13 protein-coding genes, 1 tRNA gene and 1 other RNA gene are annotated in these 17,190 nt (G+C 39.4%); 6 read left to right on the forward strand and 9 right to left on the reverse strand.

What is annotated here, in order from left to right:
* Nucleotides 1-173: 173 nt before the first annotated feature.
* Both ACVWYN_RS15960 and ACVWYN_RS15965 read right to left on the reverse strand, forming a co-directional pair.
* Nucleotides 174-246 (reverse strand) — tRNA-Lys (locus ACVWYN_RS15960).
* A gap of 132 nt (nucleotides 247-378) precedes the next feature.
* On the reverse strand, nucleotides 379-1,209 hold the full coding sequence (locus tag ACVWYN_RS15965) for an alpha/beta fold hydrolase (RefSeq protein WP_457289880.1): 831 nt from the start codon (nucleotides 1,207-1,209) through the stop codon (nucleotides 379-381).
* A gap of 140 nt (nucleotides 1,210-1,349) precedes the next feature.
* On the opposite strand from ACVWYN_RS15965, the gene ACVWYN_RS15970 reads away from it, so the two are divergent.
* A complete protein-coding gene (locus ACVWYN_RS15970; protein ID WP_457289881.1) occupies nucleotides 1,350-1,901 on the forward strand; it encodes a D-glycero-alpha-D-manno-heptose-1,7-bisphosphate 7-phosphatase in 552 nt (183 codons plus the stop codon).
* A 66-nt stretch (nucleotides 1,902-1,967) separates the two neighbouring features.
* Here ACVWYN_RS15970 and fsa read toward each other — a convergent pair whose 3' ends face one another.
* The gene (fsa, locus tag ACVWYN_RS15975) at nucleotides 1,968-2,633 is read right to left on the reverse strand and encodes a fructose-6-phosphate aldolase (RefSeq protein ID WP_457289882.1); all 666 of its coding nucleotides are present in this window, start codon (nucleotides 2,631-2,633) and stop codon (nucleotides 1,968-1,970) included.
* A gap of 174 nt (nucleotides 2,634-2,807) precedes the next feature.
* An RNA gene (gene ffs / locus ACVWYN_RS15980) (signal recognition particle sRNA small type) lies at nucleotides 2,808-2,907 on the reverse strand.
* 356 nt (nucleotides 2,908-3,263) lie between these two features.
* Here ffs and gltB point away from each other — a divergent pair.
* Both gltB and ACVWYN_RS15990 read left to right on the forward strand, forming a co-directional pair.
* On the forward strand, nucleotides 3,264-7,775 hold the full coding sequence (gltB, locus tag ACVWYN_RS15985; protein ID WP_457289883.1) for a glutamate synthase large subunit: 4,512 nt from the start codon (nucleotides 3,264-3,266) through the stop codon (nucleotides 7,773-7,775).
* 3 nt (nucleotides 7,776-7,778) lie between these two features.
* On the forward strand, nucleotides 7,779-9,245 hold the full coding sequence (locus ACVWYN_RS15990) for a glutamate synthase subunit beta (protein ID WP_457289884.1): 1,467 nt from the start codon (nucleotides 7,779-7,781) through the stop codon (nucleotides 9,243-9,245).
* Between the two features lie 99 nt (nucleotides 9,246-9,344).
* Here the strand turns inward: ACVWYN_RS15990 and ACVWYN_RS15995 are convergent, their stop codons facing one another.
* Both ACVWYN_RS15995 and ACVWYN_RS16000 read right to left on the reverse strand, forming a co-directional pair.
* Nucleotides 9,345-9,875 (reverse strand): RNA methyltransferase, encoded by a 531-nt coding sequence (locus tag ACVWYN_RS15995; protein ID WP_457289885.1) that lies wholly within the window; start codon nucleotides 9,873-9,875, stop codon nucleotides 9,345-9,347.
* 44 nt (nucleotides 9,876-9,919) lie between these two features.
* Nucleotides 9,920-11,071: a galactokinase gene (locus ACVWYN_RS16000; RefSeq protein ID WP_457289886.1), complete on the reverse strand. Its 1,152-nt coding sequence runs from the start codon at nucleotides 11,069-11,071 to the stop codon at nucleotides 9,920-9,922.
* Nucleotides 11,072-11,202: 131 nt separating this feature from the next.
* On the opposite strand from ACVWYN_RS16000, the gene ACVWYN_RS16005 reads away from it, so the two are divergent.
* Complete coding sequence (locus ACVWYN_RS16005) at nucleotides 11,203-12,246, forward strand: aldose epimerase family protein (protein ID WP_457289887.1); 1,044 nt, start codon at nucleotides 11,203-11,205, stop codon at nucleotides 12,244-12,246.
* Between the two features lie 12 nt (nucleotides 12,247-12,258).
* On the opposite strand, the gene ACVWYN_RS16010 is transcribed toward ACVWYN_RS16005, so the two are convergent.
* Genes ACVWYN_RS16010 through ACVWYN_RS16020 form a run of 3 tightly spaced genes read right to left on the reverse strand, consistent with a single transcriptional unit; the run spans nucleotide 12,259 to nucleotide 14,792 of the window.
* Nucleotides 12,259-13,629, reverse strand: a complete 1,371-nt coding sequence (locus ACVWYN_RS16010; protein WP_457289888.1) for an MATE family efflux transporter — start codon at nucleotides 13,627-13,629, stop codon at nucleotides 12,259-12,261.
* 34 nt (nucleotides 13,630-13,663) lie between these two features.
* A complete protein-coding gene (locus ACVWYN_RS16015) occupies nucleotides 13,664-14,287 on the reverse strand; it encodes an RNA-binding domain-containing protein (protein ID WP_457289889.1) in 624 nt (207 codons plus the stop codon).
* Between the two features lie 19 nt (nucleotides 14,288-14,306).
* Complete coding sequence (locus ACVWYN_RS16020) at nucleotides 14,307-14,792, reverse strand: YiiD C-terminal domain-containing protein (RefSeq protein WP_457289890.1); 486 nt, start codon at nucleotides 14,790-14,792, stop codon at nucleotides 14,307-14,309.
* 149 nt (nucleotides 14,793-14,941) lie between these two features.
* Here ACVWYN_RS16020 and ACVWYN_RS16025 point away from each other — a divergent pair, with 149 nt between their 5' ends.
* A complete protein-coding gene (locus tag ACVWYN_RS16025; RefSeq protein WP_457289891.1) occupies nucleotides 14,942-16,165 on the forward strand; it encodes an MFS transporter in 1,224 nt (407 codons plus the stop codon).
* 78 nt (nucleotides 16,166-16,243) lie between these two features.
* Nucleotides 16,244-17,140 (forward strand): oxygen-dependent coproporphyrinogen oxidase, encoded by an 897-nt coding sequence (gene hemF, locus ACVWYN_RS16030; RefSeq protein WP_457289892.1) that lies wholly within the window; start codon nucleotides 16,244-16,246, stop codon nucleotides 17,138-17,140.
* Nucleotides 17,141-17,190: the final 50 nt, after the last annotated feature.

Below are 17,190 nucleotides of genomic sequence, written 5' to 3' on the forward strand. Positions count from 1 at the left end.
GTTAAAAACATAGAATTCTTCCTTTACAGATTAACACAACTCTATGCCTAAAAAAGAAAAAAGTGTCCCTGCTCCACAACATTTGGTATTGATCCATTTTAAGCAGGGTTCCAAAATGGGCAAAAAACAAAAAACCATCTTTAAATTAAATAAAGATGGTTTTTGCATTTCTGTGATCCCGCTGGGATTCGAACCCAGGACCACTACATTAAAAGTGTAATGCTCTACCAGCTGAGCTACGGAATCAAAGTTCTTTTAGAACTTTACTTTAAACGTTTCCGTTTAAAGTGGTGCAAATATAGAAGTACGATAACTAATCTGCAAATTATAATCTGATAAATCGCTTACCGCACTGATTCTTAGTCTAATTAATTATACTTAAGCGATAAAATTGATCATTAATTGGTTCAATTCGGCCTTATGGGTAATGAATAATCCATGCGGACCACCCTCAATTCTATAATATGCAGCATTTGGTAATTGAAGTGATGTCAATTCACTGGTCGCTCCAATTGGTACAATTTTATCATCATTACCATGAACGATCATTACAGGAATCATAATGGTACTCAAGTCAGTTCTGAAATCAGTTTCTGAGAAAGAGCGTACGCATTGTGTGGTAGCACGCGGACTAGCCACCATGGCTAAATTCCACATCCAATGCTGAATTTCTTCGCTTACTGGTTTGTTTAAGACTCCTTCGCTAAAGAATCCCTTGCCAAATTCTTTTAAGAATGCAGGTCTGTCATTGTGAAGATTAGCAACCATTCCGTCAAATACTTCTAATGGTACGCCTTCTTCATGGTCTTCAGTTTTTAATAATAGGGGCACTACTGTGCTCACCAACACTGCTTTGGTTACTCTGGATGAGCCATATCTGCCCAAATAGCGTACTACTTCGCCGCCACCCATAGAGAAGCCTACTAAAGTAACGTCTGTTAAGTTTAAGGCAAGCAATACTTCGTGCAAGTCGTCTGCCAGGGTATCATAATCGTAATTGTCCCATGGCTTATCAGACTGGCCGAAACCACGTCTGTCATAAGATATGCAACGATAACCAGCTTCAACCAATGCATTTACCTGATATTCCCACATCTCGTGTGATACCGGCCAACCGTGAATTAATACAACTGGTTTTCCGCGACCAATGTCTTCGAAATAAATGTTAACAGAATTGGTGTTCTCGGAGTTTTTTTTAATGTAAGGCATAATATGGTTCTTATTTTAAGTGTTTGTATAACAGTTTAAAGGCTCTTTTGTTTAAATTTCTATTCAACTTTTCACTATCCTGTATTATATCCCCATATTTGGGAATCAATAATTTATAAGCAAGATACATTAAAGAATACATGATGAACAAGGCAATTTTTTTAGATAGGGACGGGGTACTGAATCACGAGATTTACGATTACATTACCAGGATTGAAGATTTTGAGGTACTGGAATACCAAATTCCTCCGCTAAAGAAGTTTTACGATGAAGGTTATATGCTCATTGTAATTACCAATCAGGGTGGTATTGCTTTAAAACGTTATACGGAAGAGGAACTGGCTAAAATGCACCAGGAACTGTTCGAGAAGTTTGAAGCACAGAGTGCGGTGATTACACACGCCTATTATTGTCCGCATCATCCAACTGTTACTGGAGATTGTGCTTGTCGCAAGCCTAAGTCTGGCATGTTGTTGGAGGCTATTGCTACCTATAATATAGATCCGGCTTTGTCTGTGATGATTGGTGACAAGCCTCGTGATGTGGATGCTGCCAATGGAGCAGGAGTGAAGGGTATAGAGATTGTGCCAGATGAGGCTATTGATTACGATCTGGTGAAGCGTGTTCTGGAAGGTAATGAAATGAAGAACTACTCTGACGCGGTTCTAAAACTTACAAAAAATAATAAGTAATATCTTTTTCATATAAAAAGGCCTCGCTGAAATTAATCAGCGATGCCTTTTTATAGGTATTAACCACTAAGCTACAGAAGCAGCTGCTTTTTTGTGATCTGCAAGGAATGTTGCCAAACCGCTATCAGTTAATGGGTGTTTTAATAATCCTAAAATTGCCGACAATGGTCCGGTCATTACATCTGCACCTAATTTTGCACAAGCGATTATGTGTAATGGTCCGCGGATTGACGCTGCAAGGATTTGAGTAGGGTAGCCGTAATTATCAAAAATCAAACGGATGTCTTCCACAAGTGTTAAACCTTCTGAACCTATGTCATCTAAACGACCTAAAAACGGAGATACGTATGTTGCACCTGCTTTTGCAGCTAAAAGAGCCTGTCCGGCACTAAAAATAAGTGTACAGTTGGTTTTAATGCCTTTAGAAGAAAAATATTTGATGGCTTTGATTCCGTCTTTGATCATTGGAACCTTCACTACGATTTTAGGATCTAAAGCAGCTAATGCTTCCCCTTCTTTAACCATCTCATCAAAATTTACCGCAATAACTTCTGCGCTAACGTTATCGTCTACAATATTGCAAATCGCTTTATAATGCGCGGCTACTTTCTCGTCGCCGCTAATGCCTTCTTTAGCCATTAAGCTTGGGTTAGTAGTTACTCCGTCTAGTATACCTAGGTCTTGAGCCTCTTTAATCTGGTCTAGGTTAGCGGTATCAATGAAAAATTTCATGCTATTTTTATTTAAGTTTTTGGTGATAATTGGGGTTTTAATAAGTCTGCCAAATATAAATTTGTAGGGCAAAGCAAATTAGATATGGCTAAATTAAGAAATTAGAATGTAAGTGATGAAGATTTTTTTAGAATATCTGTCTGGAGAAAACCATTTTTACTTAAGGAAAGTAAAAATGGGCAAGCACCTCTTATCGCATCGCTACAACTTTCTACCCTTGCTTCGTTCCCGACCTGGGGGAGTTCAAAAGGAGCTGATCGTAAAAGACTTGCCCGGCACAAAAGTAGCAATACAATTGAATCTACAAAAACTAAATGGGCAATTTTTTAGGAAATAAAAGCGTTTGTTAGTTAAGTGATTGATTGTTAGATTAATTTGCTTAAATTTAAATAAAACTATATTTAAAGTGGCGTTAAAAAGCCCTTTTAAGCTAAAATAATTCTAAATAACAGCAATATCATTTTCGTAAAATATAATGTCTTAAATTACAAATGTGTTAATTTTGCATCCCTTCCTTTAAAAACTACTATGTAATTTTTAAAAAGGATGCCATTATTATAATACGTTAATATTTTTTTATAACTTAGTGTCACTAATACACTATACCGAATTACTAACTAAACGATACTTATGGAACCAAACCAAGATAACCAGGGGTTATATGACCAGCGTTTTGAGCACGACGCATGCGGTATCGGATTTGTGGCCCACATCAAAGGCAGAAAGTCACAACAGATCATTTCCGATGCAATAACCATTCTTGAAAATCTTGATCACCGCGGAGCATGCGGAGCTGAAATCAATACCGGCGATGGTGCAGGTATTATGATCCAGATCCCCCACGAATTTCTTTACGACGAATGCCTTAAAATTGGCTTCAGCTTAAATGAATCGGGAGATTATGGTGTAGGCATGCTTTTTTTACCGAAAGATGTAAGAGCGAGAGAAGAGTGCAGGGAGATCATTTACCGGGCTGCAGAAAAATTAAACGTTGAAGTTTTAGGCTTTAGAAAAGTGCTGACCAATACTGATGGTATTGGAGATATGGCATTGTCTGTAGAGCCCGAAATGGAGCAGGTATTTATTGCCCGTCCAAACAATATTGCCGCAGGTGCGGATTTTGAGCGTAAATTGTATGTTTTCAAAAACTACCTGCTTAAAACAATTAATAACACGGTTAAGGGAATTAATCACGAATTTTACATTGCATCTTTTTCTTCCCGTACCATTGTATATAAAGGTCAGCTAACCTCTTTACAGGTTCGTACTTACTTTACGGAGCTTAGCGACAAGCGTGTGGTTTCTGCTTTTGGTTTGATCCACTCACGTTTTGCTACCAATACTTTCCCTTCCTGGCGCTTGGCCCAGCCATTCCGCTACATTGCGCACAACGGTGAGATCAACACTTTGCAAGGTAACTTAAACTGGTTCCGCGCTAGTGTTAAATCGTTTGCTTCTGCTTATTTCACTGCTGAAGAATTAAATATCCTGCTTCCGGTAATTGATGAGACCAACTCTGATTCTGGTTGTTTGGATAACGTAGTTGAGTTGTTATTGCACTCAGGACGTTCTTTGCCGCATGTTCTCATGATGCTGATCCCTGAAGCTTGGGATGGTAATGAAGACATGGACGAATTAAAGCAAGCCTTCTATAAATTCCATGCTACTTTAATGGAGCCATGGGACGGGCCTGCGGCTGTTTCTTTTACAGATGGTAATTTGATTGGTGCTACATTAGATCGAAATGGTTTACGCCCTCAGCGTTATGCCATTACTTCTGATGATATTGTTATTATGGCTTCTGAGGCTGGTGCAGTTGCATTAGATCAAAGCAAGATTATTGAAAAAGGCCGTTTAACACCTGGTAAAATGTTTGTTGTGGACATGGAGCAAGGTCGCATCATTTCTGATACGGAAATTAAACAACAAGTTTGTGGCAGCAAGCCTTATGCCGAGTGGATCAACAAGTATCAGATTAAACTGGAAGAGCTTCCGGAGCCCCGCGTAGTATTTAGTGGTCTTTCTGAGGAATCTATTTTCCGTTACCAACAAGTTTTTGGGTACAGCAGGGAGGACATTGATTTGTTGTTGAAGCCTATGGCTGTTGAAGGTAAGGAGGCCATTGGTTCTATGGGAACTGATATTCCTTTAGCTGTGCTTTCTCAAAAGCCACAACACTTGTCTTCTTATTTTAAACAATTATTTGCACAGGTTACCAATCCACCAATTGACCCGATCAGGGAAAAGGTGGTAATGAGCCTTGCGGGTTTTATGGGTGCCAATGGTAATCTTTTAGAGGAAACTGCCATGCAGTGTCACTGTGTTGGCATAAAGCATCCTATATTGACCAATACTGAATTAGAGAAACTGAGAAGTATTGATACTGGTGTATTTCAGTCTAAAACTTTGCAGACCTACTTCCGCGCAGATGGTAAGGCTGGTTCTATGGCTAAAGGTATAGAGCGTTTGTGCCGCTATGCTGTTGATGCTGTGGAAGATGGTTTCCAGGTAATTATATTGTCTGACAGGGCCCTTGATTCTGAACATGCTGCTATTCCTTCTTTATTGGCTGTTTCTGCAGTACACCATCACTTGATTCGTAAAGGTTATCGTGGTGCGGTTGGTATTGTGGTTGAGGCTGGTGATGTTTGGGAAGTGCACCATTTTGCTACCTTAATTGGTTTCGGTGCTACTGCAATTAACCCATACCTGGCATTAGAAACCATCAAAGGTTTTGAGGCTGAATCTGGTATTAAGGCTGAAAAGCTGATTAGTAATTACATTTATTCTATCAATGGAGGTTTGTTGAAGATCTTCTCTAAAATGGGAATATCTACTTTACAATCTTACCATGGTGCTCAGATCTTCGAAATATTGGGCATCAACAAATCGGTAGTAGATAAGTATTTTACCGGTGCTGTTTCAAGAATAGGTGGATTAGGCTTGGATGAGATTGCCCGTGAGACCCTGATTAAACACAACAGGATCTTCAAATCGGCTACCCGTCCTGATACGATATTACCAACAGGTGGTAAGTACCAATGGAAGCGTAAAGGTGAACAGCATTTGTTTAACCCGCAAACAATCCACTTGTTGCAGAACGCAACCCGTAAAAATGATTACAATACTTATAAGCAATACGCCAAGCTTGTAAATGAGCAGACTTTGCAAGCTTATACCATCCGCGGATTGTTTGAATTTAAATACAATCGTCCTGCTGTACCTATTGATGAAGTTGAACCAATTGAAAATATCCTGAAGCGCTTTGCTACGGGTGCTATGTCTTTCGGTTCCATCTCTCATGAGGCACATTCAACCCTGGCTATTGCGATGAACCGCATAGGCGGCCGTAGCAATACTGGGGAGGGTGGCGAAGATGAATTGCGCTATGAGGTATTGCCTAATGGTGATTCTATGCGCTCTGCTATTAAACAGATTGCATCTGCACGTTTTGGAGTAACCAGTTACTACTTAACGAATGCGGATGAGCTGCAGATTAAAATGGCGCAAGGTGCTAAACCTGGTGAAGGTGGTCAGCTTCCAGGCCATAAGGTTGATGATTGGATTGCTAAGGTTCGTCACGCTACTCCTGGCGTTGGTTTGATTTCTCCGCCTCCACACCATGATATTTATTCTATAGAGGATTTAGCACAGCTGATCTTCGATTTAAAGAATGCCAATCGTGCGGCAAGGATCAATGTAAAACTGGTTTCTAAAGCTGGTGTTGGCACTATTGCAGCTGGTGTTGCTAAGGCGCATGCTGATGTTATCCTGGTTTCTGGCTTTGATGGTGGTACTGGTGCTTCTCCTTTAACTTCTATACAACATGCTGGTTTACCTTGGGAGCTTGGTTTAGCTGAAGCCCATCAAACGCTTGTGAAAAATAGGTTAAGAAGCAGGGTGGTATTGCAAACAGACGGACAGCTTAAAACAGGTAAAGATATTGCCATCGCTACGCTTTTGGGCGCAGAAGAATGGGGTGTTGCTACGGCTGCTTTGGTTACTGCTGGATGTATCATGATGCGTAAATGCCATTTGAATACTTGTCCGGTTGGTGTGGCTACTCAGGATCCAAACTTGCGTAAGTTATTTACTGGTGAGGCTGATCATGTAGTGAACCTATTCCATTTCTTAGCACAAGAGCTAAGGGAAACAATGGCTGAGCTTGGTTTCAGAACCATTCATGAAATGGTTGGTCAGTCTGATGCGCTTGGTGTTCGTGCTGTTGCTGAAGAAGATTGGAAACAAAAAGACCTCGATCTTTCTGCTATCTTGTTTAAAGCTCCAGATAATGGGTTAAGCTTGTACCAAACTGAAGAGCAGGATCATGGTTTGTCTGAGATTCTTGATCATCAATTGGTGAAAGCTGCTGCTCCGGCGTTGGCTACTAAGGAACCAATATATGCAGAGTTTGATGTAAAGAATACCAACCGTGCTATCGGTACCATGTTATCTAACGAGGTTTCTAAAATATATAAGGGACAAGGACTTCCAGCCGATACCATAAACTTTAAGTTTAAGGGTTCTGCTGGTCAGAGTTTCGGTGCTTTTGCTGCTAAAGGAATCTCGCTACAGTTAGAAGGTGAGGCAAATGATTATGTAGGTAAAGGTTTATCCGGCGCCCGTTTAAGTATTTATCCTTTCAATAACGTGAAGTATGTTCCTGAGCAAAATATCATCATCGGTAACGTAGCCTTATATGGAGCTACAGGTGGTGAATTGTATGTGCGCGGACAAGCAGGCGAGCGTTTCGCGGTGCGTAACTCTGGTGCTACAGCAGTTGTAGAGGGTTTAGGTGATCATGGTTGTGAGTATATGACCGGTGGTGAGGTACTTGTTATTGGTGGCACCGGCTTTAACTTTGCTGCAGGTATGAGTGGTGGTATGGCTTGGGTATATGATTCTAAAGGTGATTTTGCCAATAAATGCAATAAGGAAATGGTAGATCTTGATCCGCTTGATGAGCAGGATGAGTTAAGAATTAACCACTTACTTAAAATGCATGTGAAGCTGACTGATAGTAATTTAGCTAAATTTTTATTAAGTGATTGGGCAACTCAATCGGCACATTTCATCAAAGTATTCCCTAAAGAGTATAAAGCAGTATTATTAAAGAAAGCAAACCAACTAACTATATCTTAAGCAATGGGAAAAGTAACTGGATTTTTAGAATATGAAAGAACTGCTCCTGCAAAAGAAGATGCAAAAGAGCGTTTAAAACATTATAATGAGTTCGTTAAGAACTTTGAAGTTGAACAGGTTAGTAAGGAAGCCGCCAGGTGTATGGATTGTGGTGTTCCTTTTTGCCAGTCGGGTTGTCCTCTTGGTAACGTTATTCCTGAATTTAACGATGCCGTTTATAAAGGTGATTGGCACCTGGCTTCCACTATCTTATTGAGCACTAATAACTTTCCGGAGTTTACCGGAAGAATTTGTCCAGCTCCATGTGAGTCAGCCTGTGTGCTTGGGATTAACAAATCGCCAGTATCTATCGAAGAGATTGAGAAGCACATTATAGAGATTGCTTTTGATAAAGGCTACATCAAAGCAGAACAACCTTTGATCCGTACCGGTAAAAGAGTTGCAGTGATTGGTTCTGGTCCGGCAGGTATGGCGGCAGCAGCCCAATTGAATAAAGCTGGTCATGAGGTAGTAGTTTACGAGCGTGATGATACTCCTGGTGGTTTATTGAACTATGGTATTCCTGATTTTAAATTACAGAAAGACGTAGTAAGAAGACGTATTGCTTTGTTAGAAAAAGAGGGTGTAGTGTTTAAATGTAACTCCAATGTGGGCATTAATGTTGAACTGAACACTTTATTGAGAGATTATCAGTCTATCGTTTTAGCTGGTGGTTCTACCATTCCACGCGATCTTCCTGCTCCTGGCAGAGATGCTAAAGGCGTACATTTTGCGATGGACTTCTTAAAACAGCAGAACAAACGGGTAAGAAATTTTGATATCGGTGGAGAACCGTTAACCGCAACTGGAAAAGATGTAATTGTAATTGGTGGTGGTGATACGGGTTCTGATTGTGTGGGAACATCCAACCGTCATGGTGCAAAATCTGTAATGCAGTTTGAGATTATGCCGATGCCAGCATCTTCAAGAACACCCAATATGCCTTGGCCAACTTATCCTATGGTGCTTAAGGTTACTTCTTCTCATGAAGAAGGTTGCGAGCGTGGATGGAGTACCAATACTAAAGAATTCATTAAGGATGAGAATGGTAACTTGAAGGCTGTTAGGGTAGTAGATGTGGAGTGGGAGATAGATGCTTCTGGAAGACCAAGTGGTTTTAAAGAAATTCCAGGTACCGAAAGGGATTTACCTTGTCAATTGGTTTTATTGGCTATGGGTTTCCTGCATCCTCAGAAGGAAGGTTTGTTAGAGAAACTTGGTGTTGAGCTGGATGCCCGTGGTAATGTGAAGGCAGAAGAAGGTAAGTACCAAACCAATATTGCAAAGATCTTTGCTGCAGGTGATATGCGCCGCGGTCAATCTTTAGTAGTATGGGCAATATCGGAAGGCCGCGAAGCTGCACGTAAAGTAGATCAGTATTTAATGGGACACAGCAGTCTCCCTTCTAAAGATGGTATCCCTTACGCATAAATTAGAATAGTTCCTTTATTAAATATAACGGGTGCCAACATTGTTGAGCACCCGTTTTTTTATTGTCCAGCGTTTTAACGCTTTCTTCGGATCCTTTGATTACAATCTTAATTTTGCAAAGAAATCCCACAACACAATTCCTGCTGATATGGTGATGTTAAAGGAGTGCTTGGTGCCAAATTGAGGAATTTCTAAACACTCATCTATTTGCTTCATCACCTCATCGTCAACACCATTAACCTCATTGCCAAATATTAACGCGTACTTTTTATCTTTAGCAGAAGTAAAAGTGTTGAGCATGGTACTTCCTGATGCCTGCTCTATGGCAATTATTACATACCCTTCTTTGCGTAGGGCATCAACCGCATCTATTGTAGTATCATAATGTTGCCAACTTACAGATTGTGTGGCACCTAATGCAGTTTTCTCAATCTCGCGATGAGGTGGCTGTGCAGTAATTCCACAAAGAATCAACTTATCAATTGAAAAACAATCGGAGGTTCTGAAAATTGAGCCTATGTTGTGCATGCTACGAACATTATCTAACACTACCACCACAGGGAGTTTTTCCTGTTCTTTAAATTCTGCAACAGAAACCCGGTTAAGTTCGTCTAATTTTAATTTATGCATGCATCTTTTTTTTTAACCGCCCCATTAGTAGAACCTAGTTGCTTTTAAATTGCACTTGCACCATTACCAATTTCACTAATGTAAATAGCCATCGGATAGCCAATGCGTTCTACATAATAATCCGTTAGCTGTTTAGAAAAATCTTCTTCCATTCCTTTTTTAAGTAGGGCAATGGCACAACCTCCAAAACCAGCACCCGTCATACGCGCTCCGATTACATGATCATAATCTCTGCAAAAATCAACAACAGTATCCAGTTCAGTGCCAGTTACTTCATATAAATCTTTAAGTGATTGGTGAGAAGCATACATCAGTCTGCCAAATTCTTCTAAGGCTCCACTGTTTAATGCTTTGGCTGCCAGGCCAACTCGATCATTCTCTTTAATGACATGAGTAGCACGTTTTAAGACGGTTTCATCTTTGATCAGGTGACTGTGCAAAGCAAATTTCTCGAAATTTAATTCACAAAGGTTATGCAATTTAATTTCTGTATTTAGATCAGCAAGTGCCTCCTGACATTCACTAACTCTTTCGTTGTATTTAGATTCTGCCAGCTTACGCGGTTTGTTGGTATTGATAATAGCCAGGTTATAATCGCCAAGATCACAATCCACAATCTTATATTTTAAAGTATCACAATTCAATACAATCGCCTTGTTAGCCTCACCGAAAGCAACAGCAAATTGATCCATGATACCGCAATTAACCCCTATAAACTCGTTTTCAACTTTCTGAGCGAGCAAAGGAATCTGTATTTTCTCTAAACCCATATTGAAATAATCATTTAAGGCATAAGCCATAATTACTTCAATAGATGCAGAAGAAGATAGACCAGAACCAATAGGTACATTTCCGTAGAACAACATGTCCATACCGGTAGGGATTTCATGTTCTTTTAACAATTCATTAAAAACACCAAGTGGGTAATTAAACCATTCCGGACCTGTCTTGGTATATTGTTTTTTTAGTTCAATAGCTGTTTCTTCAGGAAAATTCAAACTCTTAAACCTCAAAATTTTATCGCTGTTTGGCGCCATAATCAACCAGGTTCCCATCGTTACTGCACAGGGCATAACCAAACCGCCGTTGTAGTCAATATGTTCGCCAATTAAGTTGACGCGTCCTGGAGTGAAATAACTGGATGTAGCTTCGTGATGGTATGTTTCTAAGAATTTTTGGGTTAATTCCGCTTTCATTGTAATTTTTTAAATTAATGTTTTAGTTTTAATAAAGTATTGATAGTATTGTCATCGCTACCGAATCGGTCTCTAATATACAAATATGAACCGAATCGAGTAATTTCAATCCATAATTTATAGTACAAAGTATGAAAACTCACCTTGTAAGAACCGGTAAAATTATAGATGGTAAAGAGATTCTAGGAATAGAACTTACTAATACTAAAGGCACTTATGTAAAAATATACAACTATGGCGCTATAGTTAGCAAATTTGTTATCACTAATGTTAATGGCGATAAGCAGGATATTGTTCTTGGCTTTGATGACATAGACCAATACGTTAGTGAAAATTATTTAGCTAATTATCCTTATCTGGGTGCAATCATTGGACGTTATGCCAATAGAGTTAAAGGAGGAGAATTCCAAATTGATGATAAAACTTATCATCTTTCTGTCTCTGCAGATGGGAATTCTCTGCATGGTGGAAAGTTCGGTTTTGATAAAAAGATGTGGGATGTGCTATCTACTATAGATCCAAGCGTTACACTCCAATATATTAGTCCGGCTGGCGAAGAAGGTTATCCTGGCAATTTAACACTTCAGGTAACTTATAAATTATCGGATGAAGATGAGTTGATTATAGACATCAAAGCCGTAACTGATGAAGCAACAGCCATTAATTTAACACATCATGGCTATTTTAACTTGTCGCCCACTTTAGGCTCAATTGCAAACCACGTGCAAAGAATTCCTGCTAGCAACTACCTGGAACAGGACGATGCTTATACTGTGACTGGTAAACTAATTCCTGTAGAAGGCACTATTTATGATTTCCTAGGACCAAAGCCTATTGGTAAGGATTGGGATCCTACAGAAGGCTACGATCAAACTTTTGTTCTGGATAAGCAATATGGTGAACTGACATTAGCTTCTGAAACCACGGAGGCGTCGGGTGGCTTAAAACTTTCAGTTTACACAACAGAGCCCGTTACTCATTTTTATACCGCAAAATATACCAATGTTAAAAATGGCAAAAATGGGGCCCTTTATCAACCTTTTGAATCTTTCTGTATAGAAACTCAGCATCATCCAAACGGCATAAATATTCCTGATTTTCCTTCAACAGTATTAAGACCTGGTGAAACTTACCACCAGACTACAATTTATAAGATAGAACATTCTATTGATTAGCGTCAGTGGTGTTTATGCTCCTGATGTGGTAGACACAATCAGCCTTGTTTTTTGCTGAAATCTAAAGAATAGTAGGATGGAGGCTGCCAGCAAACCAAAAGTTAGTCCGTACCATATGCCATTAACCCCTAAATTTAATGTGAATCCTAAAAAATAGGCCAGGGGTATACCAATAATCCAATAGGCGATAAACGTGATCACTGTAGGTATGTTTACATCGCCAATGCCGCGTAAAATACCAAGGCCGACTACTTGGGTGCCATCAAATAGTTGGAAGAAACCTGCAATAATGAGCAGCTGCGCTGCGATGTCTATGACAGCTTTATCTTCGGTATAAATATAAGGCAGCAAGGTATTTGCGAAAATAAAGAAGATGGCCGTTATCAACATAAAAACAATAATGACATGGTAGCTAGCAATGGCCGATCTCCTGAGATCTAGTAGGTTTCTTTTGCCCAAATTGTTGCCAGTTTTAATAGTGGCTGCTGAAGCGATTCCACTTGCCATCATATAGGTTACAGCAGCAAGGTTTATCGCTACCTGGTGAGCCGCCTGCTCTACCGCCCCAATGGTGCCGATAAGTATCGCCGCACCACTAAATGCACTGATTTCAAAAGAGTATTGCATAGCAACCGGAGCACCGATCTTAATGATCTGCATGGCTCTTACTTTATCGATGAAGGTGATTTTAAAACTTTGGATATATTTCTTAAAATGTACAGATCGCATCACATAAATAAACATGACGATGGCCATAAGTATCCGGTCTATCAATGTACTAAGTCCTACACCTTTAACCCCCATTGGGGCTATACCAAACATGCCCTTGACAAATATTACGCCCAGAATAACATTGATTACATTACCCCAAATAGAAATGTACATGGCTTGTTTAGTAAAGCCGAGTCCTTCTGTAAATTGCTTAAAAGTTTGAAAAATGAGCAATGGAATAATAGATATGGCCAGGAGTGCAAGATATGGCTTTGCGTATGCGACTACCTCTGGAGATTGACCGATATGATCAATTATAAACAAAGAACCAAGATGAACAAGAAGGTAAAGCAGTATTGATATACAAAAGTTGATAATTAAGCTATTTGATAGCAATTTACCGCATTCTTCATGATTACTTCTGCCGTTCTCTTTTGCAATAAGTGGAGTTAAGCCATAGGAAATCCCCATTCCAATAACAAGAATGAGCATAAATACACTGTTTACCAGAGAAACTGCTGCAAGTTGTATAGTACCGGCAAAATGACCAACAATCACACTATCGGCAAGGTGAACCATTGTATGACCTAGCTGGGATACCACAATAGGTAGAGCTAGATGAAGGTTGTCTTTATAGTAGGGCTTATATTTGTTGTAAAAGGTGCTCAACATTGGAGCAAAAGTCGGTTTTTTAACTTTAATTTTCTTACGCAGTTATGTAATATTCCTCTTTTTGGGAAGTAACGGGTTTAATTATGCCACCAAGGATTAGGCTCACAATGATCTTTTGTGCGTGGCGATAAGAACTCCTGGTGAGTTTGCTAAACTGTTTTAACGTGATTCGACCTTCCAACTGTAAATATTCAAATAGCTTTTTTTCCTGGTCTGTATATCTAATTAATGTCTCATTGTTAGCTGTACTTTGTTTAATGACATCTATAATAATTTTACTCGCTAAAATACTTTTATCGTTAACGCGATAATAGACCCACCATTTCTTTTGTTCGTCAAGTGCATAGTGCGGTTTTGTGCTGCTGGGAGCAATTTTTACCACTAGAACCAATTTATCATCCACATATACTTCTTCAAACTCAGGTTCTATTGCAGGTTTGCAAAATTGATGAGCAGACTTGGTGATCATGTAGCGTTCTTCATCTTCAGACTTGACGCCTTTAATGCTTCCATCATCGGCTACGCCTATAAGGAGCTGTCCACCTTTGTTATTTGCAAATGCGACCAGGCTTTTAGCGATCTTTTCATTACTTGTTATGGTCTTCTTAAAATCCAGTGTAGTTCCCTCGCCCTGTAAGATTAATCTCTTGATGTTCATTTGACTCTTCCTTTAACATTTAATAAGCAATACGAGGCTTCTCACCTGAATGTAGATTTCTAATGTATACTTCGTTCATTACCGTTGCACAAATTTCGCCCTCAGCATTGGTGATTTCCATGGGATAAGCTTTTACAAATTTACCACTGGTATTTAACGCTTCAATGGCATCTTGTAACATATCATCGGTGATTTTTATTGTGAAGTATAGGTCACTGCGGCCAGGCTTAAGATACTGTATGGAGGCACTTTTTAACCATATGCGTACTTTAAAGCCTTGGCGTTGTAGAAGCTGGTCAAATAGCAGGGCATAAAAAGGATCTGTAGCCGCATATATGGTGCCGCCGAAAATAGAATTGTTATAGTTGTTGTTAAACAAGCTCTTGTTGATCTTAACTTCGACCCCACGAAAGCCTTTATGAAATTTTTTAACCCAAATGCGCTGAAATAAAAGTGGAGGATAAAGACATAGCCCCCACTTAAGGGTATTTTCTGAAACAATCATGATGTTTAAATATCAGAAAGTTTCTTGAACATTTGAAATGATGTGAACAAATATTATGCTACCACCACAAAAATTCTAAGGAGTTGAAGGGTATATTTTAGTTGTTATTGCTTTGGGTTTTTAGTACTTTCAGCAGCCAAAATAATTGTATGAACATTGTTAATAATAATAAAAAAGTTTTCTTTCTGATTCTAGTGGCCTCTCTAGGCTATTTTGTAGATATATATGACCTGCTTTTATTCCTGATCATTAAGAATAAAAGTTTGTCTTCTTTAGGTGTGCCTGCTGATAAGATTACTGAAACCGGATTGAATTTAATGAACTGGCAAATGGCAGGACTATTAATAGGAGGTATTTTTTGGGGGACCTTGGGCGATAAGAAAGGAAGACTCTCTGTGCTTTTTGGGTCTATTATTATGTATTCAATTGCAAACATTGCCAATGGGTTTGTTACTACTATACCAATGTATGCTGCATTTAGGTTTATTGCGGGCATAGGGTTAGCGGGTGAACTGGGCGCAGGAATTACATTGGTTAGCGAAAGTATGAGTAAGGAAAAGCGTGGTTATGGCACTATGATAGTGGCCGGTATTGGACTGATGGGTGCAGTTGCGGCTTACATTGTAGGAGATTTGTTTGAGTGGCGCACTGCATTTTTTGTGGGTGGTGGGCTTGGGGTTATATTGCTTTTGCTGCGTTTTGGTGTATTTGAATCTGGCATGTTCGAGAAAATGGCTAAAAAGAACGTGGTTAAAGGAAACTTCCTGATGCTATTTACCAATAGGAAACGATTTTTTAAATATTTGAACTGTATATTGATTGCAATCCCGTTGTGGTATGTTGTAGGTATTCTAGTGGGGATTTCACCTGTATTTGGAAAGGCTTTAGGTGCGGTTGATGTGTTGGATAATGGGAAGGGTGTTATGGTTACCTATATAGGAATTTCGCTGGGTGATTTTGCGAGCGGAGCATTGAGTCAGCTTTTTAAAACGCGAAAAAAAGTAGTATTTGTATCCATTACACTCACTTTTATAGCGATGTTGGTTTATTTGCTGAATACGGGCTGGACTGCCAACCAGTTTTATGTGCTTTGCTTTTTCTTTGGATTATTTACAGGTTATTGGGTAGTATTTGTAACCATGTCTGCCGAGCACTTTGGTACCAATTTACGCGCTACCGTAACTACAAGTGTGCCTAATATGGTTAGGGGATCTTTAATATTGGTTAGTTTGATATTCCAATTTTTGGCAGCAAGATATGGCGTAATAAATTCAGGACTTATACTGGCAGTTGTTACTGTAGGTGTTGCTTATATTGCGTTGTATAACCTTGATGAGACCTATGGGAAAGATCTAAACTTTACTGAAGAATAGTGTCAAAAAAATGTACTATCTGCTATTTTGAGGCATATTGCCTCCTTTAAAAGTTAACTTTGAGTTCATTTAACGGTTATGGACTTTAAAGATCAGGTGGTAGCTGCGTACCAGAAAATTCAGGATGAAATTTGTATAGGTTTAGCACTTGCAGATGGTAAAGCAAAATTTGAAGAAGAGGTATGGAGTAGGGAAGGCGGAGGTGGAGGCAGGACCCGTGTAATGCAAAATGGAGATGTGATTGAAAAAGGCGGAGTTAATTTTTCTGCAGTTCACGGTAAACTTCCGGAAGCTGTTAAAAAAGCTTTTAAAGTTGATAGTGATGAGTTTTTTGCCACTGGTGTTTCTATTGTAATGCATCCTGGAAATCCATTTGTGCCGATCATCCACATGAACATCAGATATTTTGAGATGGACGAACAGACACGTTGGTTTGGTGGAGGTATTGACTTAACACCACACTATGTGGTAGATACGGATGCCAGGTATTTTCATCATCTGCTAAAGCAAACCTGTGATGAATTTGATTCCTCATTCTATTCTAAATTTAAGCAACAAGCAGATGATTATTTCTTTATTAAGCACCGCAACGAAACGAGGGGAGTGGGTGGCATATTTTACGATAGACTGAAGCCTGAAAATACAGGATTGTCTTTTGGTAAGATCCTGGATTTTTCCGTTGCTATTGGGAATACATTCCTACCTGCTTATACTGAGTTAATTGATAGAAACCGGGACATGGAGTTTGACGCCTCGCATCAGGAATGGCAATATCTGCGGCGCAGCCGGTATGCCGAATTTAACCTGGTGTACGATTCAGGCACTAAATTCGGCTTGGAAACTAATGGCAGGATTGAATCTATACTGATGAGCTTGCCTCCAATGGCTAAGTGGATTTATAATCATCATCCACATGCTGGAACCCCTGAATTTGAGACGCTGAGCAAGCTTAAAAAGGGCATAGACTGGGTGTAATTTTTTTCCACATTGAAGTCTTTATGGGAGATTTTTAGTAGATTCGCAAG

Source organism: Pedobacter sp. UYP24 (assembly GCF_054057295.1).

What these genes read in the sequence shown, in the direction of transcription:
- ACVWYN_RS15965 (WP_457289880.1), bottom strand. Translation starts at nt 1,209, where the DNA reads ATGCCTTACATTAAAAAAAACTCCGAGAACACCAATTCTGTTAACATT.
- ACVWYN_RS15970 (WP_457289881.1), top strand. Translation starts at nt 1,350, where the DNA reads ATGATGAACAAGGCAATTTTTTTAGATAGGGACGGGGTACTGAATCAC.
- fsa (WP_457289882.1), bottom strand. Translation starts at nt 2,633, where the DNA reads ATGAAATTTTTCATTGATACCGCTAACCTAGACCAGATTAAAGAGGCT.
- gltB (WP_457289883.1), top strand. Translation starts at nt 3,264, where the DNA reads ATGGAACCAAACCAAGATAACCAGGGGTTATATGACCAGCGTTTTGAG.
- ACVWYN_RS15990 (WP_457289884.1), top strand. Translation starts at nt 7,779, where the DNA reads ATGGGAAAAGTAACTGGATTTTTAGAATATGAAAGAACTGCTCCTGCA.
- ACVWYN_RS15995 (WP_457289885.1), bottom strand. Translation starts at nt 9,875, where the DNA reads ATGCATAAATTAAAATTAGACGAACTTAACCGGGTTTCTGTTGCAGAA.
- ACVWYN_RS16000 (WP_457289886.1), bottom strand. Translation starts at nt 11,071, where the DNA reads ATGAAAGCGGAATTAACCCAAAAATTCTTAGAAACATACCATCACGAA.
- ACVWYN_RS16005 (WP_457289887.1), top strand. Translation starts at nt 11,203, where the DNA reads ATGAAAACTCACCTTGTAAGAACCGGTAAAATTATAGATGGTAAAGAG.
- ACVWYN_RS16010 (WP_457289888.1), bottom strand. Translation starts at nt 13,629, where the DNA reads ATGTTGAGCACCTTTTACAACAAATATAAGCCCTACTATAAAGACAAC.
- ACVWYN_RS16015 (WP_457289889.1), bottom strand. Translation starts at nt 14,287, where the DNA reads ATGAACATCAAGAGATTAATCTTACAGGGCGAGGGAACTACACTGGAT.
- ACVWYN_RS16020 (WP_457289890.1), bottom strand. Translation starts at nt 14,792, where the DNA reads ATGATTGTTTCAGAAAATACCCTTAAGTGGGGGCTATGTCTTTATCCT.
- ACVWYN_RS16025 (WP_457289891.1), top strand. Translation starts at nt 14,942, where the DNA reads ATGAACATTGTTAATAATAATAAAAAAGTTTTCTTTCTGATTCTAGTG.
- hemF (WP_457289892.1), top strand. Translation starts at nt 16,244, where the DNA reads ATGGACTTTAAAGATCAGGTGGTAGCTGCGTACCAGAAAATTCAGGAT.